Raw genomic sequence first — 17750 nt, 5'->3', positions numbered from 1 at the left:
ACCTACATTTCAAGGTAAATAATGGGTACGCAATTTTGGAACTTTTCGGCCGGACCGGCGGTCCTGCCCAAGCCCGTTCTGGAGCAGGCTGCGGCCGAAATGCTCGACTGGCGTGGCTGTGGCATGTCGGTCATGGAAATGAGTCACCGGGGCGCCGAATTTACGCAAATTTGTGACGAGGCCGAAGATGACCTGCGCACCTTATTAGGTATTTCCGACGATTATGCGGTGATGTTTATGCAGGGTGGTGCAACGGCAGAAAACGCCATTGTTCCAATGAACCTGATCGCGCGCAATGCGTCCAATAGCGCCGATTATGTGCTGACCGGCAGCTGGTCAGTCAAGTCGCATAAAGAGGCAAGCCGCTATGGCACTGCGCGCGTCGCCGCTGCGGCCGATACAGAGCGGCAGATTGACGGCGTAAGCTATAACCCCTGGTGCTGGGTTCCGCCACTCGATTCCTGGCGCGTCCAGGCCGACGCGTCTTATCTTCACTATTGCAGTAATGAAACCATTGGCGGTGTGGAAATTGCGCAAATGCCCGATATGCAGGCACTGGGTGCGCCCGATGTGCCGCTGGTGCTTGACGCGTCATCGCATTTTCTTTCCCGTCCGCTGGATGTGTCCAAAACTGGCATGGTGTACGCCGGCGCCCAGAAAAATGCGGGCCCGGCCGGTGTCACCATGGTGATCGTGCGCAGAGATATGCTGGGTCACGCACTGCCATATACCCCCACAGCCTTCGATTACGTGAATGTGGCCAAGGAGCGCTCCCGTTTCAACACGCCACCGAGCTATGGCATTTATATTTGCGGGCTGGTGTTCAAGTGGCTGTTGCAACTGGGTGGGCTGGCCGAGATTGAAAAACACAATCTGGCCAAATCGCAGGCGTTATATGCGCAGATAGATAGCAGCGACTTTTACACCAATCCTATCCAGCCGGCGTTCCGGTCCCGCATGAACGTGCCCTTTACACTGGCCAGCGATACGCTCACCAGCCAGTTTTTGAAAGAGTCTGCGCAACATGGATTGCTGGCACTCAAAGGGCACAAGTCGGTGGGCGGTGTGCGTGCGTCTATTTATAACGCGATGCCTATGGAAGGCGTCACCACACTCATTGATTTTATGAAAGAGTTCGAGCGCAAGCATGGATAATTCACTACAAGAGGCGCTCAAACCGCTACGCGATAAGATTGACCAGATTGATCGTGACATTCTTGAGTTGCTTAATCAGCGCGCGCAAACGGCAATCGATGTAGGCGCGGTCAAGCACAAGTTTCAGGCGGACAGCGCCGTGCTCAAGCCCGAGCGTGAAGCCCAGGTGATTCGGCGTCTTCAGGAGCTCAATCGCTACGGCACCTTCACCGAAACCGGAGTGCGCGCCGTCTGGGCAGAAATTATCTCGGTATGCCGAGGTCTGGAAAAAGGACTGACCGTCGCCTATCTTGGCCCCGAAGGTTCCTATTCTGAACAGGCGGCCATGGAGTTCTATGGCCATTCGGTACAGCCACTACCCTGTCCATCCTTTGACGAAGTGTTCCGTGCCGTCGAAGCAGGGCAGGCCGACGTCGGCATGGTGCCGGTTGAAAACTCCACCGAAGGGGCGGTTAACCGGACGCTGGATCTGTTTCTCAACTCAACCGTCAAGGTGCATGGGGTGCGTTCTATTCCCATCCGTCATTGCCTGATGAGTCTGCATGGCACCATGGATGGCGTCAAAAGCATCTCGGCGCACCCCCAGGCGCTGGCGCAATGTCAGAAGTGGCTGTCGCAACATTATCCAACGATGGAAATTGTGCCTGCCGCCAGTAATTCCGAGGCTGCCAGACATGCCGCCCAGGATGAAACCGTGGCAGCGATTGCCGGTGAAACGGCTGCCGTGTTCTGGAACCTTGGGCTTGTGGCTTCAGGTATCCAGGATGACGCCAATAACAAAACCCGTTTTCTGGCCATTGGCAATATCGAAACGGCGCCCAGCGGACGCGACCAGACCAGTCTGATTTTTGCCGTGCCCAATCGCGTGGGTGCCGTGTACGAAATGATCAGTCCCTTTGCGCGTAACGGTGTATCCATGACGCGGTTTGAGTCCCGGCCTGCGCGCACAGGTCAGTGGGAATACTATTTTTATGTGGACGTGTTAGGCCATCGCTCTGACGAGAACGTAGCACGCGCACTGGACGAGCTGAAACAGCAGTCCGCATTTTTCAAAATTCTGGGTTCCTACCCAATGCAATAGAAGGTGATTTGAATGTCCGACATAGCCAACGGCTTTGGTATATCCAGTAACGTCAATGCGATGATGCCATACCAGGCGGGCAAGCCTATTGAGGACCTTGCACGTGAATTCGGGCTGGATCCGGACAGTATTGTCAAACTGGCCTCGAATGAAAATCCCCTGGGCATGTCTGATTCGGTGCGTCAGGCGATCAGCGCCTATCTTGAAAATGTACCAGGGCAGGCGCTGGGCCGTTATCCCGACCCCAATGCCTTCCTGCTTAAGCAGGCACTGGCTGAGCATTACCAGGTGCCCGTTGATTGGCTGACGGTAGGCAATGGTTCAAATGATCTGCTGGAAATTATTTCACTGGCCATTCTCGATCATCAGGCGTCCTGCGTTTATGCCGAACACGCCTTTATTGTGTACAAACTGGCCACGCAGGCGCGTGGTGCAAGGCATATTAAAGTGCCGGCGGCCAATTATGGTCACGATCTGGAGTCGATGTTCGACGCCATAGACGATGATACGCGCCTGCTCTTTATTGCCAATCCCAACAACCCTACCGGTACCTTCCATAGCGGCGAAGTGATCCGTCGTTTCGTGGAAAAAGTCCACGCGGCCTACGGCAATCGCGTTACAGTGGTACTGGATGAAGCGTACAACGAATATCTTGATCCGCAACTGCGATTTGACAGTGCCCAGCTGGTACGGGATTTTTCCAATGTCATCGTCGTTCGTACGTTTTCCAAAGCCTATGGCCTGGCCGGGATCCGCATGGGATTTGCGATTGCCCGTCCCGAGCTGACCGATTACCTGAATCGTGTCCGCCAGCCGTTCAATGTGAATTTGCTGGCTCAGGTGGCTGCAATCGCAGCCCTCAAAGACGCCGCATTTCTTGAAAAAACCTACGAATTGAACCGGCAAGGCAAGCAATGGCTGTCGGCTCAGTTTGCCGAGATGGGGCTTGAGTTTGTTCCCAGCTTCGGCAATTTCATTTTGCTGCACGTGGGTGATGCGGCTGCTGTCAACACAGCGCTGCTGCAACGCGGCATCATTGTGCGTCCGGTCATTGGCGATGGATTGCCTGAGCATCTGCGCATATCTATCGGGCTGCCTGAAGAGAACGCCAGGTTTATCAGCGCGCTCAAAGAGGTGCTGGGCAAGTGATGGTGAGCATAGCCAGCGAGCACGCTCCGGAGGCAGTGCCGGCGCTTTCCGTTCCGGTTCTGGCCGTGATTGGGGTTGGCCTGATCGGCGGCTCACTGGCATTGTCGCTCAAGCGCAATGGGGTTGTCGGCAAGGTGCTTGGTATCAGTCATGATCCGGCAAGCATCAACAAGGCGCTGGAGCTGGGAATCATTGATACCGTTGCCTCCTTCGAGCAGATTTCGCAGGCCGATGTGATTGTCATTGCCACGCCGGTTTCTGCATTCGAAACGGTCTGCGATACCATTAAGCCATTTCTGGCGCCACACGCACTCATTACCGATGTGTGCAGCACCAAGAAACAGGTGATTGCCATGGCCCGGCGCTCGCTGGGCGAGCGTGTGGCGCAATTTGTGCCCGGCCATCCCATTGCGGGCGCAGAAACGTCCGGCCCGCAGGCGGCTAACGCGTTTCTGTTCGAGCAGAAACAGGTTATTCTGGCTCCCTTGCAGGAAAATACGCCAGAGCAGATTCATCTGCTGACCCGCTTATGGGAAGCCTGCGGGTCTACGGTCAGTCCAATGGACGCAGCAGAGCATGATCGCATCTTCGCTGCGGTCAGTCATATGCCGCACTTTCTGTCGGCGCTTTATATGTACAGCCTGCTGGGGGCTGATCAGACAGATCGCAAGTTTAAGTACGCCGGTAGCGGGTTTCGTGATTTCACGCGGATCGCTGCCGGACCACCTATCATGTGGCGCGATATCTTTTCAAGCAATCGCGACTGCATGCTCGAAGAAATTACCCGTTTTCAAACCTGCCTGGAGCGGGCCCGGCACATGCTGGAGAGCGGCGACAATGACGCGTTTGAGGCCTGGCTGGCAGCTGCAGCCCAGGCCCGGCGAGATTGGGAGAATCCACCATTATGAGTGAAGTAAGTCAATATCTGGCCCCGGCGGTACGGGTTAGCGGGCAGATGGCGCTGCCTGGTTCGAAAAGCATTTCGAACCGGGTTTTGTTACTGGCAGCGCTGTCTGAAGGCAGTACGCGAATTGACGGCTTGCTCGACTCAGATGACACGCGCGTCATGCTTGCTGCACTGCGTACCCTGGGGTTGCAAATCGACCAGACCGGGGATAATCAGGTTGTGGTGCATGGCAAGGGGGCGTTCCCACAGACCGAGGCAGATTTGTTTCTGGGGAATGCCGGTACGGCATTTCGTCCGCTGACGGCGGCTCTGGCTGTGGCCCAGGGCCATTACCGCCTGCATGGCGTACCACGTATGCACGAGCGCCCTGTGGGGGACCTGGTCGCCGCGCTACAGGCTGTTGGCGCCCAAATCCGCTATGAAGGTCAGGAAGGCTACCCGCCACTGCAGATTTCACCGGCGCAGCTGCATGTGGACGGACCGATTCCGATTCAGGGTAATGTGTCCAGCCAGTTTCTGACCGCCTTCCTGATGATGGCCCCCATGCTGGCAGCGCGCACCGGCCGTGACGTGACCCTGGAGGTTCAGGGAGAACTCATTTCCCAACCGTATATCGCCATTACGCTGCAATTGATGGCGCGTTTTGGCGTGACGGTTCAGCAGGACGGCTGGCAGCGCTTTACGGTTGCGGCCGATAGCCGGTACGTGAGTCCCAATGCGGTGGCGATCGAGGGTGACGCCTCCAGCGCATCTTACTTTCTGGCGCTGGGGCTGCTTGGCCAGGGGCCGTTGCAGATCAACGGTATCGGCAAAGACAGTATTCAGGGCGACATCGCGTTTGCCCAGTTTATTGAACGGCTGGGCGGAAAAATCACCTATCAGGAGCAAAGCCTGATTGCCGAAAGAGAGCAGAGTATTGCACACCAGCCTCTGCCTGCATTTGATGAGGATTTCAACCTGATTCCCGATGCGGCCATGACAGCAGCCGTGCTGGCTCTGTACGCTGACGGTCCGTGCACGTTGCGCAATATCGGTAGCTGGCGAGTCAAGGAAACCGATCGCATTCACGCCATGCATACCGAACTGAGCAAGCTGGGTGCAGTGGTGGAGTCGGGAGCGGACTGGATTCGTATTACGCCTCCCGAGCCCGGAAAATGGCAGACCGCGCAGATCGCCACCTATGACGATCACCGTATGGCCATGTGCTTTTCGCTGGCAGTCTTCGGGCCGGTGGGAGTCACTATCCTGGACCCAGGCTGCGTCAGCAAGACTTTCCCCGATTATTTTGCCGTTTACAATACGCTGGTCACGTCCACACAAAGGGAGGCGTCATGATTGCCGAAGGATCGGCGGAGAATCATATTCCTGTTATTGCCATTGACGGCCCGACCGCCTCCGGCAAGGGCACGGTTGCTGCCCGGGTGGCTGAAGCGCTGGGCTGGTCGGTTCTGGATAGTGGTGCCCTGTACCGGTTGAGCGCACTGGCAGCGACCCGGCGAGGTGTGGCTGATACCGATGAACAGGCGCTGGCAGACATTGCCCGACAGCTGGATGTGCGGTTTTTGTCCGACAAAGTGTTGCTTGATAACGACGACGTGACTGAGCAGTTGCGTCAGGAACATATCGGTGACATGGCGTCGCGGATTGCACCGTTGCAACCCTTGCGCGATGCCTTGCTGGAGCGCCAGCGGGCATTTCGGCAGGCTCCCGGTCTGGTTTGCGATGGTCGGGATATGGGAACGGTGGTATTTCCGGATGCGCCGCTTAAGATTTTCCTGATTGCAGACGTCGACGCGCGTGCGCAAAGACGCTATAACCAGTTGATCGAAAAAGGTTTTTCTGCTAATCTTGGCGACTTGTCAAAAGATTTGCAAGCGCGCGACGACCGTGATCAGAACCGTCTGGTGGCACCGCTTAAGCCGGCAGATGATGCCGTAGTGGTTGATTCTTCCAATCTGGACGTAGATCAGACCGTCGAACGTATTCTGGCGCACTGGCGTAATAGGGCGTAACGTCCGGCGAGTGCAACATCGGGCAAATGCAACATCGGGTGAATGTAACGTCGGGTGTGGCAGGTTGCAGTATTTATTCCTGGGGGGCAGGCTGTTATTCTGGCAGCCCACCGGTAAAAGCAGTTTTTCAGCGATGATGGCAGGTGCGAAGGTCAACTGCGTTATCGTTGAATTTTAAGGGCTTTCGTCTGGTTTGAGGCGAAAGATTTTTTCACTCCGCCGCGGCAGGCTGTTCTGCCAAAGCGTGTTTTTAAGGCCAGGAGACCGTGACGGTCCCGGGATTTTTCTAATGTCATCCATTTCTTTACAAGACGCCACTGGTGGCGAAAGCTTTGCCGATTTATTTGCTCAAAGCGTAAAAAACCAGGATATGAAATCAGGTGAAGTGATTTCAGCCGAAGTGGTCCGTGTTGATCACAACTTTGTCGTCGTAAATGCGGGCTTGAAGTCCGAATCGCTCATCCCCCTCGAAGAATTCCTGAATGATCAGGGCGAACTGGAAGTTGCCGAAGGCGATTTCGTTTCTGTTGCCATTGATTCACTCGAAAACGGTTACGGCGACACCATTCTGTCCCGTGATCGTGCAAAACGCCTGTCTGCATGGCTGTCACTCGAAAAAGCACTCGAGTCCGGCGAAATGGTAACTGGTACCATCACTGGCAAAGTGAAAGGTGGCCTTACCGTCATGACTAACGGCATCCGCGCCTTTTTGCCCGGTTCTCTGGTTGATCTGCGTCCTGTTAAGGATACAACACCATACGAAGGCAAAACGATGGAGTTTAAAGTTATCAAACTCGATCGCAAACGCAACAACGTCGTTCTGTCACGCCGTTCTGTTCTTGAAGTGAACATGGGTGAAGAGCGTCAGAAACTGCTGGAAAACCTGAAAGAAGGTGCAGTGGTTACTGGTGTTGTTAAAAACATTACCGATTACGGTGCATTCGTTGACCTGGGCGGTATTGACGGTCTGTTGCACATCACCGATATGGCATGGCGCCGTGTTCGTCACCCATCAGAAGTTCTGTCTGTTGGTCAGGAAGTTCAGGCCAAGGTTCTCAAGTTCGATCAGGACAAGAGCCGTGTTTCCCTGGGCGTCAAACAGCTTGGCGAAGACCCATGGGTCGGTCTGGCACGTCGTTACCCACAAGGCACACGCCTGTTCGGTAAAGTCACCAACCTCACCGACTACGGTGCGTTTGTTGAAGTGGAAACCGGTATCGAAGGTCTGGTACACGTTTCTGAAATGGACTGGACCAACAAGAACGTTGACCCTCGTAAAGTGGTTAGCCTGGGCGAAGAAGTTGAAGTCATGGTTCTGGAAATCGACGAAGATCGTCGTCGTATTTCACTTGGCATGAAACAGTGCCGTGCAAACCCATGGGAAGATTTTGCCACCAACTTCAAACGTGGTGACAAAGTTCATGGCGCGATCAAGTCTATCACTGACTTCGGCGTGTTCATTGGTCTGCCTGGCGGTATTGACGGTCTGGTTCACCTGTCTGACCTGTCATGGGCTGATTCTGGTGAAGAAGCCGTGCGTAACTTCAAGAAAGGCGACGAAATTGATGCCGTCGTTCTGGCGATCGATACCGATAAAGAGCGTATTTCTCTGGGTATCAAACAGCTTGAAGGTGATCCGTTCAACAATTATGTTGCAACGAATGACAAAGGCGCGGTTGTTCCTGGTGTGATCAAGTCTGTTGAAGCCAAAGGTGCCGTTGTTACACTGTCACTCGAGGTTGAGGGCTATCTGCGTGCTTCTGAAATTTCAGCCGGCCGTGTCGAAGACGCGACGACTGTACTGAAAGAAGGCCAGAACATCGAAGCCATGATTCTGAACGTTGATCGCAAAGCGCGTTCAATCCAGTTGTCCATCAAGGCACGTGACAATGCTGAGACCGCAGATGCGCTGCAGCGCATGAGCGATACCAGCGCGTCATCCGGTACGACTAACCTGGGAGCTTTGCTCAAGGCTAAGCTCGACCAAGCTAAAGACGATTAAGCTGTGACTAAATCAGAGTTGATTGAAGCACTAGCGGCCAGCTATCCGCAGCTGGCTGCCCGTGACACCGACTTCGCTGTCAAGACGATGCTTGATGCCATGACCGTTGCTCTATCCAGAGGTCAGCGCATCGAAATTCGTGGCTTTGGCAGCTTCTCGCTGTCAACGCGTGCTCCACGGGTTGGGCGCAATCCCAAGTCTGGCGAACAGGTGATGGTTCCCGGTAAACGGGTCCCTCACTTCAAGGCAGGCAAAGAGTTGCGCGAGCGCGTTGATTCTGTTTTTACCTCTGCTAGCGAGACCAGGCAGGATGCCCCCGAGGATGGCCATGTCGAGGCCCAACCGGCCAAGGTCGCCAATCTCTGACCAAACCCTGCAGGTATTCGTTTCTTAAGATTGTCCAGAAACCCCGATTGTAAAATCGGGGTTTTTGTTTTTTAGACCGCCAATTCGCATTACAATGGCGAATAATTCAATTTCAGGAGCAGGCCAATGCGATACATTGTCTGGGCATTGCGAATCATACTTTTTTTGTTGGTTCTATTATTCGCACTTAAAAACACCGATCCCGTTACCGTACGGTTTTTTGGCGATTATACATTTGCCGGTGTGCCGCTCATTGTTGTGTTATTGCTTGCCTTTATTGTGGGTGCGCTGTTTGCCTGGCTGGTTAGTATTCCTACACGCTTGCGCAAAACCCGTGAAGTGGGTCGACTCAAGGGCGAGGTTGAGCGCCTGAACCGTGATGTGAACGATACCCGCCATTCGCTGGAAGCGCTCAGAGCCGAAGAATTACGCCTGCGCAGCAACACGTCCCCGACAGGCACCGCCTTGCAGACACCGGCACGGGAGACGGCAGTTGGACTTTGAAGCATGGTGGCTGATTCTGATCCCCATTTTGTTCGGACTGGGGTGGATCGCAGCCAAGGTAGATGTCCGGCAGATTGTATCTGAAAGCAGGAATTTGCCTGATTCCTATTTCCGCGGCCTTAATTTCCTGCTCAATGAAGATCACGATAAGGCAATTGACGCATTTATCGAAGTCGCCAAACTCGACTCCGAAACCACCGAATTGCATTTTGCGCTCGGTAATTTGTTTCGTCGCCGCGGAGAAATTGAGCGGGCCATTCGGGTACATCAAAGTCTGCTGTCCCGCTCAGACTTACCGCGCCCCGACAGGGAACATGCACTGCATGAGATTGCCCAGGATTACTTCAAGGCGGGCATGTTTGATCGCGCGGAAAATGCCTTTCAGGAAGTGCAAAATACCAGTTATGCCATTTCTGCTACCCGGGCGCTGATTCGCATTTACGAGGCTGAGCATGATTGGGAAAAAGCCATCGCCGCCGCCGCACACCTGCGTGAATTAACAGATGAGCCGTTGCCGCAACGTGTTCATTACCATTGCGAACGGGCGCAAGCCGCACTAAGCGCCAAAGAGCCGGATTTTGACCGGGCGGCTACCGAGCTGGATGCCGCACAACGCGAAGCCTCGCACAATATGGAGCAGGGCGGTTCCCAGGCTTCTTACGCACGCATCGCTATCTTGCGCGCCTATCTGGCCCGTCGACAGGGCGATGGCAATACGGAACGCCAGTGGCTGCTGTCGGCATTGGAACGCTCGCCGGAATTCGCCGGTCTCATGGCAAAGCAGATCATGGACAATTTCGCTGCCAGCGGCCAGGAAGAACAGGCAGTCAGCCTGCTCAGGGACCATTATTTTGCGCATCCGTCACTGGATGTATTTGAAGTCGTGTTTGCCGCATTGCGCAAGCAGGGATTTGCCCCGGCATGGCAGTTTGCCCAGGATTCCCTGCGCCAGCATCCGTCTTTGCTGGGCTTTGATAAAGTGCTGCAAAGTGAACTGACGCAGGAGCAAAATTCGGACGGGCCAGACCAATTGCAGCAACATATGCCCGATTTTGACTTGTCATTACTGCGATCCATGATTGAAAAACACACCCGGCGTATGGACAAATATGCCTGCCGGGTCTGCGGCTTCCAGGCGCACACCTATTACTGGCAGTGCCCTGGCTGCAACTCATGGGAAACATACTCGCCACGCCGCCCAGAGGAATAAGTCGTATGCGTGCATTTCCGATAGAAAAAATCAGACAAGCCCGTGTCCTTGTCGTGGGCGACGTGATGCTTGATCGCTACTGGTTTGGCGAAGTAGAGCGTATTTCACCAGAGGCCCCCGTACCGGTAGTACGTGTGGCCAAACGGGAAGACCGTCTGGGCGGTGGTGCTAACGTGGCGCGCAACATTGTTGCCCTTGGTGGCGGGGTTACTCTGCTGGGTATTGTGGGCGATGACGAGGCCGGGGTACAGATCACCAGGCTGGCGCAAGAAGCCGGCATTGGTACTCAACTGCTCATTGACGCAGCTATGCATACCACCCTGAAAATGCGTGTGCTGGGTCGTCAGCAGCAATTGCTACGGATAGACTTTGACTATCTGCCAGACGAACAAACGTTGCAGCAACTCGAACAACAGTATCGTAGCTTGCTGGAGAATCACGATATTGTCGTGCTCTCCGATTATGCCAAAGGCGTGCTCACGCATTGTTCCGTGCTGATTAAACTGGCGCGTAAACGCGGGATACCGGTGCTGGTCGATCCCAAAGGGGACGAATACGACCGCTACGCAGGCGCCAGCCTGATTTCACCAAACCGCGGAGAAATGCAGCAGGCGGTGGGTAAATGGAAATCGGAAGAAGCGCTGACGCTGTCTGCTCAAAGCCTGCGTCAGCGACTTGGTCTCGAAGCGTTGCTGATCACCCGCTCGGAGCAGGGCATGACGCTGTATACCGAGGCAGGCCGGTTCCACGTTGATGCTGCCGCACACGAAGTATTCGATGTTTCAGGCGCGGGCGACACGGTTCTGGCAACCATGGCGGTTACCCGTGCCGCCGGTATAGACTGGCATGAGGCCGTTGAGTGGGCCAACAAGGCCGGTGGTATAGTAGTAGGTAAGCTTGGAACATCTATTGTAAGTGCAGAGGAACTGACATGATTATCGTAACCGGAGCCGCGGGCTTCATCGGCAGCAATCTCGTGCGTGGCCTGAACAACAGGGGCATCACTAACATTCTGGCGGTAGACGACCTGACAGATGGCGACAAATTCGTCAATCTGCGCTCAGGGATCATTGCTGACTATATGGACAAGGACGAGTTCCGTAGCCGCGTCAATAGCGGCCAGTTCGGTCCGGTCACGGCCATTTTCCACCAGGGCGCATGTTCCGATACCACCGAGCGTAACGGCCGTTACATGATGGATAATAACTATCGGGTAACGCTGGAATTATTCAATTTCTGTCAGGCGCGTAGTATCCCGTTTATTTATGCCTCGTCCGCTGCCGTGTACGGCGCGGGGCCGGATTATATCGAAGCGCTGGAAAATGAAAAGCCTCTGAATGTCTATGGCTATTCCAAGTTCCTGTTCGATCAGGTCGTGCGCGAGCGTTTTGAACATCGTACGGCACAGGTCGTGGGGCTGCGCTACTTCAATGTTTACGGTCCCAACGAACAGCACAAAGGCCGCATGGCGTCCGTTGCTTTTCATAATATGAACCAGTTTCTGGCCGAAGGCCATGTGCGCCTGTTTGGCGGCTGGGATGGCTATGAAGACGGCGGTCAGCGGCGCGATTTTATCTCGGTGGATGACGTTGTTGCGGTTAACCTGTTTTTCCTGGATAACCCCGACCAGTCCGGTATCTTCAATTGCGGCACGGGCCGGGCACAGCCTTTTAACGATATTGCCTGCGCGGTGGTGAACACGCTGCGGGAAGAGCGAAACGAAGCACGTCTGTCCCTGGATGCGTTGGTTCGTGAGGGGCTGATTCGCTACATCCCATTCCCTGACGATCTCAAAGGGCGCTATCAAAGCTTCACCCAGGCCGACACCACGCGACTGCGCGCTGCCGGCTTCAAAGCCGATATGAGTGATGTGGAGCAGGGCGTTTCCAGTTATATCCGTCGCCTGCGTGCGCAGAACGCATAGCGCTTGCTGTCTTGGGGTTAAACCCGACGCAGGATGAGGTTGTCCGTCATTCTGAGTCAGGCGGACGTGGCTGTGGCACACTGGCATTATCGTTTGCCTGCTGTTGCCTTAACCACGTATGCCGCTTAAGTCATTTGTTCGCTCCTCTCGTTGTCAAGCCTGGCTGTTGTGTTTCTTTCTAGCTTCGGGGGTTTCCAGTGCTCATGCACTGGATCTGAATCAGGCAACGCGGGCGCAATTGCGCACGATCAAGGGCGTGGGCGACAAGCTGGCTGACCGCATTCTGGCTGCCCGGCAGAAGGGGCGTTTTGTTTCCATGGAGGACGTGGTCGCCCGTGTGGCGGGGATGGGTCCGAAAACAATACAATCATTACTTGCCCAGGGTGTCAGGACCGACTCACCTAGCGACGATCCAGCCGCACTGGCTGCCAGTATGCAATCGTCCGGTGCTAAAACGGCTGACACGGATCTTAATAGAGGGCGTTCTGTCAGACGCCCGAAGGCAATCCGCAAGGGAACCGCAATTGACCGACAGCATAGTGGCCACAACCAGAACCTGGCCCGCAGGGCACCCGCAGATGACCGCCAGCATGCCGATCACGACCAGGGGGCAGATTATTCTATCCCCGCGATGCCTTTGCTGATTCAGCCACGCCCACGGCCAATCACTGAGCCGGTGAAAACGCAGGCGGGGACTGCCGGCACCGGTGCGGCCGAAAAAACCCATTGACGGGCCAGGGAATAAGCCCTGCAAGGCTGTGCAGGAGTGCTATGATTACTTTCACCAGGCGCCTGTTCCGCCCATTTGGGAAGGGCAGGGTTCGTTCGCAACTTATGATGCCCACATGGCTTTTCAGGGGTATCCCACATTCCATTCAAACCTATCATGACAAAAACGTACCCCACAATCGAAGATACCATCGGCAATACGCCGCTGGTGCGCCTGCAGCGTATTCCCTCACATCTGGGTGAAGCGCGCGGCAATGTGATTCTGGCCAAGCTCGAAGGCAATAATCCTGCCGGTTCAGTCAAAGACCGGCCGGCTTTGTCCATGATCAGGCACGCACAGGAGCGCGGCGATATCCGGCCCGGCGATACCCTTATTGAAGCCACCAGCGGCAACACCGGTATTGCGCTGGCGATGGCAGCGGCCATCAGTGGCTATAAAATGATTCTGATCATGCCGGATAACCTGTCTGTGGAACGCCGTGCTTCAATGAATGCCTACGGCGCCCAGCTTATTCTGACACCGGCCGACAAAGGCGGTATGGAATATGCGCGTGACCTGGCGCAGTCCATGCAGGCCGAAGGCAAGGGCAAGGTGCTTGACCAGTTTGCCAATCCCGATAATCCGCGTGCCCATATCGAAGGCACCGGTCCGGAAATCTGGAACCAGACCGACGGAAAGGTGACGCATTTTGTGAGCGCAATGGGCACAACCGGCACGATCATGGGGGTGGGATCCTACCTCAAATCGCGAAACGCCGATATCCAGATCATCGGCGCACAGCCCGCTCCCGGGGCATCGATTCCTGGCATCAGGAAGTGGTCTGAAGAATATCAGCCGGCCATCTATAACAAGGCGGGCGTTGATCAGTTTGAGCTGATCGGACAGCAGGAAGCCGAAGATATGGCCCGCCATCTGGCTGCCAGTGAAGGTATTTTTGGTGGCATTTCCTCCGCAGGGGCGCTGGTGGCCGCATTGCGCACTGCCGAAAGGGTGAATAATGCGACCATTGTCTTTATCGTCTGTGACCGCGGCGATCGGTATTTGTCTCAGGGTGTGTTCAATCCCGTTTGAGTCGACTGCTAGACGCGCCTCATGTTACATCCTTCTGTTACATGTGACTGAATAGTTTGACATAGATCAAGATCGCTTTTTCGGATCGATACTATGATTGGGGTATGAAACCTGCCTCCATCTTCTCGATCCCTAACGATCTTGGTGCTCAGGAACGCCTGCAGCGCAGGCACATGCTTGCCCGGCTCGGACTGGCCTGGCTGGTCATGATGCAGGTCATGATGTTCGCCTTTCCTGGCTATCTTCGCGCCAGCTACGCGGATCCCGAAACCGTCGATACGCTGGATACGGCCATTATCGTCATGAATTGGTGCAGCCTGCTGCTGACCATACCCGTGCTGCTTTATTGCGCCTGGCCAATCTGGCGCGGCTTTGTCGGCCAGGATCCGGCCGATGCCCATCAGCGTTCCATGAACTGGCCCATTGGCCTGGGCATTGTGGTGGCCTTTATTCCCAGTGCCGTTGCAACCTTTCGCCAATCAGGTGAGGTTTATTTCGAATCCATTGCCATGTTCGTAGCGTTCGTACTCACGGCGCGCTATCTGGCGCTGGCTGCCAGGCAATCGGCAGGCGCGGCGCTCGACCAGCTCTTTGATCAGACATTCAGGTCGCTGGCTGCTGCCGCGGATCGGGTAGGGCTGTATTTCGTAACCATACAAATCGTGCTCTCCATTGTCTCCGCGCTTGTCTGGTATTTGTATATCGATCCCGGTCACGCTCTGCCCGTCCTGGTCGCCCTGTTTGTCATGAGCTGTCCCTGTGCGATGGCCATGGCGGTCCCTTCGGCGCAGGCAGCTGCCCGCGCCATTGTTCTTGGCAGTCCGCCACTCAGCCAGCAGGCACTTGTCGCCTTACGCGCAGAAACCGTTAGTGTTGCGCGTCGCTCCCTTTATGGCTCGTTGCTGTGGCATCTGCTGATGATTCCATTTGCCATGGCGGGTCTGGTCCAGCCCTGGCTTGCTGCCATCACCATGCTGGTGTCGTCACTGGCGGTGGCATTTTATGCCTGGCGCTTTTATAAAAATTATGCAGTTGGCAAGCCAGCCGAGTCAGGCAGCATTGCGATCAATTCGTCGTCGGCATAGCGCTGCCATGGACGTATTCTTTCTTCTTGTCTTTCTCGCTTTTCTGTTTGTCATGAGTATTGGCGGGCTGTTGTATTGGGCAGTGATGTCCGGTCAGTTTGACGATAGTGATGGTAATGCAAGTGTCATATTGCAGGACGACGATGCCGCATTCAGGGGGCCCGAAAAAAAGGCGGACAGAGAGGCTGGCGCCGGGCCTTCTGCCGGGTCGCAGCGGCCAAAGTAATAGCGTCCGGAAGAAACGTTTAGAAGACAAAACTGTTGTATTCCTCAACAAAGCCTGAGGTGCTGCTGGTGGTTTTGGATCTGTTTCATCTATGACTGGAAGGCGCTTGATATTTATCAAATCGCTACGCCGTGATCTATTTAAGATTGAATAATAGGTTTTTTATAGGGGAAATGTTATGCGTGTCCAGAATGCGCGCTCCGCGGACGCGGAGATTTTCAATTACACAGTCGTGCGTCAGTTCACTATCATGACGGTTGTGTGGGGGATTGTCGGCATGTTTGTCGGCGTCTTCATTGCAGCACAGCTGGTCTGGCCGGAACTGAACTTTGTAGATTGGCTCAGCTATGGTCGTCTGCGTCCGTTGCACACCAATGCGGTTATTTTTGCCTTTGGCGGTAGCGCACTGTTTGCTACCTCCTATTACGTTGTCCAACGCACCTGTCAGACGCGTCTGTTCTGTGGACCACTGGCTTCATTCACGTTCTGGGGCTGGCAACTGGTCATTGTGGCTGCGGCGATTACCTTGCCGGCCGGCTACACCACCAGTAAGGAATATGCCGAACTTGAATGGCCTATCGACATTCTGATTACCCTGGTCTGGGTCGCGTACGCCATCGTCTTTTTCGGCACGATCGTCAAGCGCAAGATGAAACACATTTATGTGGCCAACTGGTTCTATGGTTCCTTCATTCTCACGATCGCCATCCTGCATATCTTCAACAATATCGAGTTGCCCTATAGCTGGTTCAACTCCTATTCCGCCTATGCGGGTGCACAGGATGCCATGGTGCAATGGTGGTATGGCCACAATGCAGTGGGCTTTTTCCTGACCACCAGTTTTCTGGGCATGATGTACTACTTTGTGCCCAAACAGGCCAATCGCCCCATCTACTCCTATCGCCTGTCCATTGTGCACTTCTGGGCACTGGCCTTCACTTATATGTGGGCCGGTCCGCACCATCTGCTTTACACCTCATTGCCTGACTGGACACAAAGCCTGGGTATGGCCTTTTCGCTGATCCTGCTGGCACCGTCCTGGGGTGGGATGATCAACGGCATCATGACGCTGTCCGGCGCCTGGCACAAGCTGCGCACCGATCCTATCCTGAAGTTTCTGGTCGTTGCGCTGTCGTTCTACGGTATGTCAACCTTTGAAGGTTCCATGATGTCCATCCGGACCGTGAATGCACTTTCTCACTACACGGAGTGGACAGTTGCACACGTACATTCCGGCGCGCTGGGCTGGGTCGCCATGATTACCTTTGGCAGCCTGTATTACATGATTCCACGCCTGTACGGACGCGAATCCATGTATAGCAAATCATTGATCGAGGCTCATTTCTGGATGGCTACCATCGGTGTCGTGTTGTATATCGCTTCCATGTGGATTGCCGGAGTAATGGAAGGCCTGATGTGGCGTTCAACTGAAGCCGACGGTACGCTGACCTACGCCTTTGTTCAGGCGCTGGCATCTAAATATGTGCTGTACATCATCCGTATTCTCGGCGGGATATGCTTCCTTAGTGGTGTGCTGGTCATGTTCTACAACATGGTTATGACTATCAAGGGACTCAAGGGTGTCAATCCGCAAGTGCCGGCCTTTGTCGGTCACGATGCCCGTACTGCTCAACCCGCTACAGCTGTTTAAGAGATCTATCATGACGAATCAAAAAAAGCGTTTGTTTACCCATGAAACACTGGAAAAAAACGTCGGGCTTCTGATTATCTTTTCGATCATCGTTGTAGCCTTTGCCGGCCTGGTGCAAATTGTGCCCCTGTTTTTCCAGCACTATACAACCAAGGCCGCACCCGGTGTAGAACCCCTGCAGGCGCTGCAGATTATCGGCCGGGATGTTTACATCAAGGAAGGCTGTGTCGGCTGCCATTCTCAGCAGATCCGCACACTGCAGTCTGAAGTGTCACGTTATGGCCCTTATTCAGTGGCCGGCGAGTTCGTCTACGATCACCCCTTCTTGTGGGGTTCGAAACGTACCGGACCTGATCTGGCCCGGGTGGGCGGGCGCTATTCAGATGAATGGCACCGTATCCACCTGCGCAACCCGCGCGATGTGGTGAAGGAGTCCAATATGCCGGGCTACCGCTGGCTGCAGAACAAAGACGTGTCCAATGAGAACATTCAGGCCCGCATGAATGCACTGCGTACCCTGGGTGTGCCTTATACCGATAAGCAGATCGCTGATGCGCCTGCAGCACTCAAGGGTAAAACCGAAGAGGACGCCATTATTGCCTATTTGCAAAGCCTGGGCGTCGGGTATCTGTCTGCACTGCGTCAACAAGACGCAGCAGCATCCAACTAGACCAGAA

General features: G+C 54.8%; 18 protein-coding genes. All 18 read left to right on the top strand.

The features are described 5' to 3' along the window. The first annotated feature begins 21 nt into the window (after nucleotides 1-21). The 18 genes from serC to ccoO all read left to right on the top strand — a co-directional run bounded on the left by serC (nucleotide 22) and on the right by ccoO (nucleotide 17743). Nucleotides 22-1155, top strand: coding sequence for a 3-phosphoserine/phosphohydroxythreonine transaminase (gene serC, locus MIM_RS12015; RefSeq protein ID WP_025373002.1), 1134 nt, complete (start codon nucleotides 22-24; stop codon nucleotides 1153-1155). Then, nucleotides 1148-2236 carry a prephenate dehydratase gene (gene pheA / locus MIM_RS12010; RefSeq protein WP_025373001.1) on the top strand — a complete coding sequence of 363 codons (1089 nt, stop codon included), beginning with the start codon at nucleotides 1148-1150 and terminating at the stop codon, nucleotides 2234-2236. The genes serC and pheA overlap by 8 nt, the downstream gene beginning before the upstream one ends. A 12-nt stretch (nucleotides 2237-2248) precedes the next feature. Further along, complete coding sequence (gene hisC, locus MIM_RS12005) at nucleotides 2249-3385, top strand: histidinol-phosphate transaminase (protein ID WP_025373000.1); 1137 nt, start codon at nucleotides 2249-2251, stop codon at nucleotides 3383-3385. Further along, nucleotides 3385-4293 (top strand): prephenate dehydrogenase, encoded by a 909-nt coding sequence (locus tag MIM_RS12000; RefSeq protein WP_025372999.1) that lies wholly within the window; start codon nucleotides 3385-3387, stop codon nucleotides 4291-4293. The genes hisC and MIM_RS12000 overlap by 1 nt, the downstream gene beginning before the upstream one ends. Beyond that, entirely contained in the window at nucleotides 4290-5627 is a 1338-nt protein-coding gene (aroA, locus tag MIM_RS11995) for a 3-phosphoshikimate 1-carboxyvinyltransferase (RefSeq protein ID WP_025372998.1), read from the top strand. The genes MIM_RS12000 and aroA overlap by 4 nt, the downstream gene beginning before the upstream one ends. Continuing rightward, nucleotides 5627-6304 carry a (d)CMP kinase gene (gene cmk, locus MIM_RS11990; protein ID WP_025372997.1) on the top strand — a complete coding sequence of 226 codons (678 nt, stop codon included), beginning with the start codon at nucleotides 5627-5629 and terminating at the stop codon, nucleotides 6302-6304. The genes aroA and cmk overlap by 1 nt, the downstream gene beginning before the upstream one ends. Before the next feature lie 289 nt (nucleotides 6305-6593). Further along, nucleotides 6594-8306: a 30S ribosomal protein S1 gene (gene rpsA / locus MIM_RS11985; protein WP_025372996.1), complete on the top strand. Its 1713-nt coding sequence runs from the start codon at nucleotides 6594-6596 to the stop codon at nucleotides 8304-8306. A 3-nt stretch (nucleotides 8307-8309) separates the two neighbouring features. Then, nucleotides 8310-8672 carry an integration host factor subunit beta gene (locus MIM_RS11980; RefSeq protein WP_025372995.1) on the top strand — a complete coding sequence of 121 codons (363 nt, stop codon included), beginning with the start codon at nucleotides 8310-8312 and terminating at the stop codon, nucleotides 8670-8672. 126 nt (nucleotides 8673-8798) lie between these two features. Beyond that, the gene (locus MIM_RS11975; protein ID WP_025372994.1) at nucleotides 8799-9176 is read left to right on the top strand and encodes a LapA family protein; all 378 of its coding nucleotides are present in this window, start codon (nucleotides 8799-8801) and stop codon (nucleotides 9174-9176) included. Next, a complete protein-coding gene (gene lapB, locus MIM_RS11970) occupies nucleotides 9166-10386 on the top strand; it encodes a lipopolysaccharide assembly protein LapB (protein WP_025372993.1) in 1221 nt (406 codons plus the stop codon). The genes MIM_RS11975 and lapB overlap by 11 nt, the downstream gene beginning before the upstream one ends. Nucleotides 10387-10391: 5 nt before the next feature. Beyond that, a complete protein-coding gene (gene rfaE1 / locus MIM_RS11965; protein ID WP_025372992.1) occupies nucleotides 10392-11321 on the top strand; it encodes a D-glycero-beta-D-manno-heptose-7-phosphate kinase in 930 nt (309 codons plus the stop codon). Next, nucleotides 11318-12310, top strand: a complete 993-nt coding sequence (rfaD, locus tag MIM_RS11960; RefSeq protein WP_025372991.1) for an ADP-glyceromanno-heptose 6-epimerase — start codon at nucleotides 11318-11320, stop codon at nucleotides 12308-12310. The genes rfaE1 and rfaD overlap by 4 nt, the downstream gene beginning before the upstream one ends. Before the next feature lie 166 nt (nucleotides 12311-12476). After that, nucleotides 12477-13040 (top strand): ComEA family DNA-binding protein, encoded by a 564-nt coding sequence (locus tag MIM_RS22150; RefSeq protein ID WP_158318729.1) that lies wholly within the window; start codon nucleotides 12477-12479, stop codon nucleotides 13038-13040. A 153-nt stretch (nucleotides 13041-13193) separates the two neighbouring features. Continuing rightward, nucleotides 13194-14111 (top strand): cysteine synthase CysM, encoded by a 918-nt coding sequence (gene cysM / locus MIM_RS11950; RefSeq protein ID WP_025372989.1) that lies wholly within the window; start codon nucleotides 13194-13196, stop codon nucleotides 14109-14111. A 104-nt stretch (nucleotides 14112-14215) separates the two neighbouring features. Continuing rightward, complete coding sequence (locus MIM_RS11945; protein WP_025372988.1) at nucleotides 14216-15196, top strand: P-type ATPase; 981 nt, start codon at nucleotides 14216-14218, stop codon at nucleotides 15194-15196. A gap of 7 nt (nucleotides 15197-15203) precedes the next feature. Next, nucleotides 15204-15422 (top strand): cbb3-type cytochrome oxidase assembly protein CcoS, encoded by a 219-nt coding sequence (gene ccoS, locus MIM_RS11940; RefSeq protein ID WP_025372987.1) that lies wholly within the window; start codon nucleotides 15204-15206, stop codon nucleotides 15420-15422. Between the two features lie 178 nt (nucleotides 15423-15600). After that, nucleotides 15601-17073: a cytochrome-c oxidase, cbb3-type subunit I gene (ccoN, locus tag MIM_RS11935; protein WP_025372986.1), complete on the top strand. Its 1473-nt coding sequence runs from the start codon at nucleotides 15601-15603 to the stop codon at nucleotides 17071-17073. Nucleotides 17074-17083: 10 nt separating this feature from the next. Then, on the top strand, nucleotides 17084-17743 hold the full coding sequence (ccoO, locus tag MIM_RS11930) for a cytochrome-c oxidase, cbb3-type subunit II (protein WP_025372985.1): 660 nt from the start codon (nucleotides 17084-17086) through the stop codon (nucleotides 17741-17743). The last annotated feature ends 7 nt before the right edge of the window (nucleotides 17744-17750 follow it).

Origin of the sequence: Advenella mimigardefordensis DPN7 (assembly GCF_000521505.1) — a bacterium.
GTDB lineage: Bacteria > Pseudomonadota > Gammaproteobacteria > Burkholderiales > Burkholderiaceae_B > Advenella > Advenella mimigardefordensis.
The sequence above is the reverse complement of the archived record's forward strand: the minus strand, read 5'-3'. Positions and strand labels throughout refer to the sequence as shown.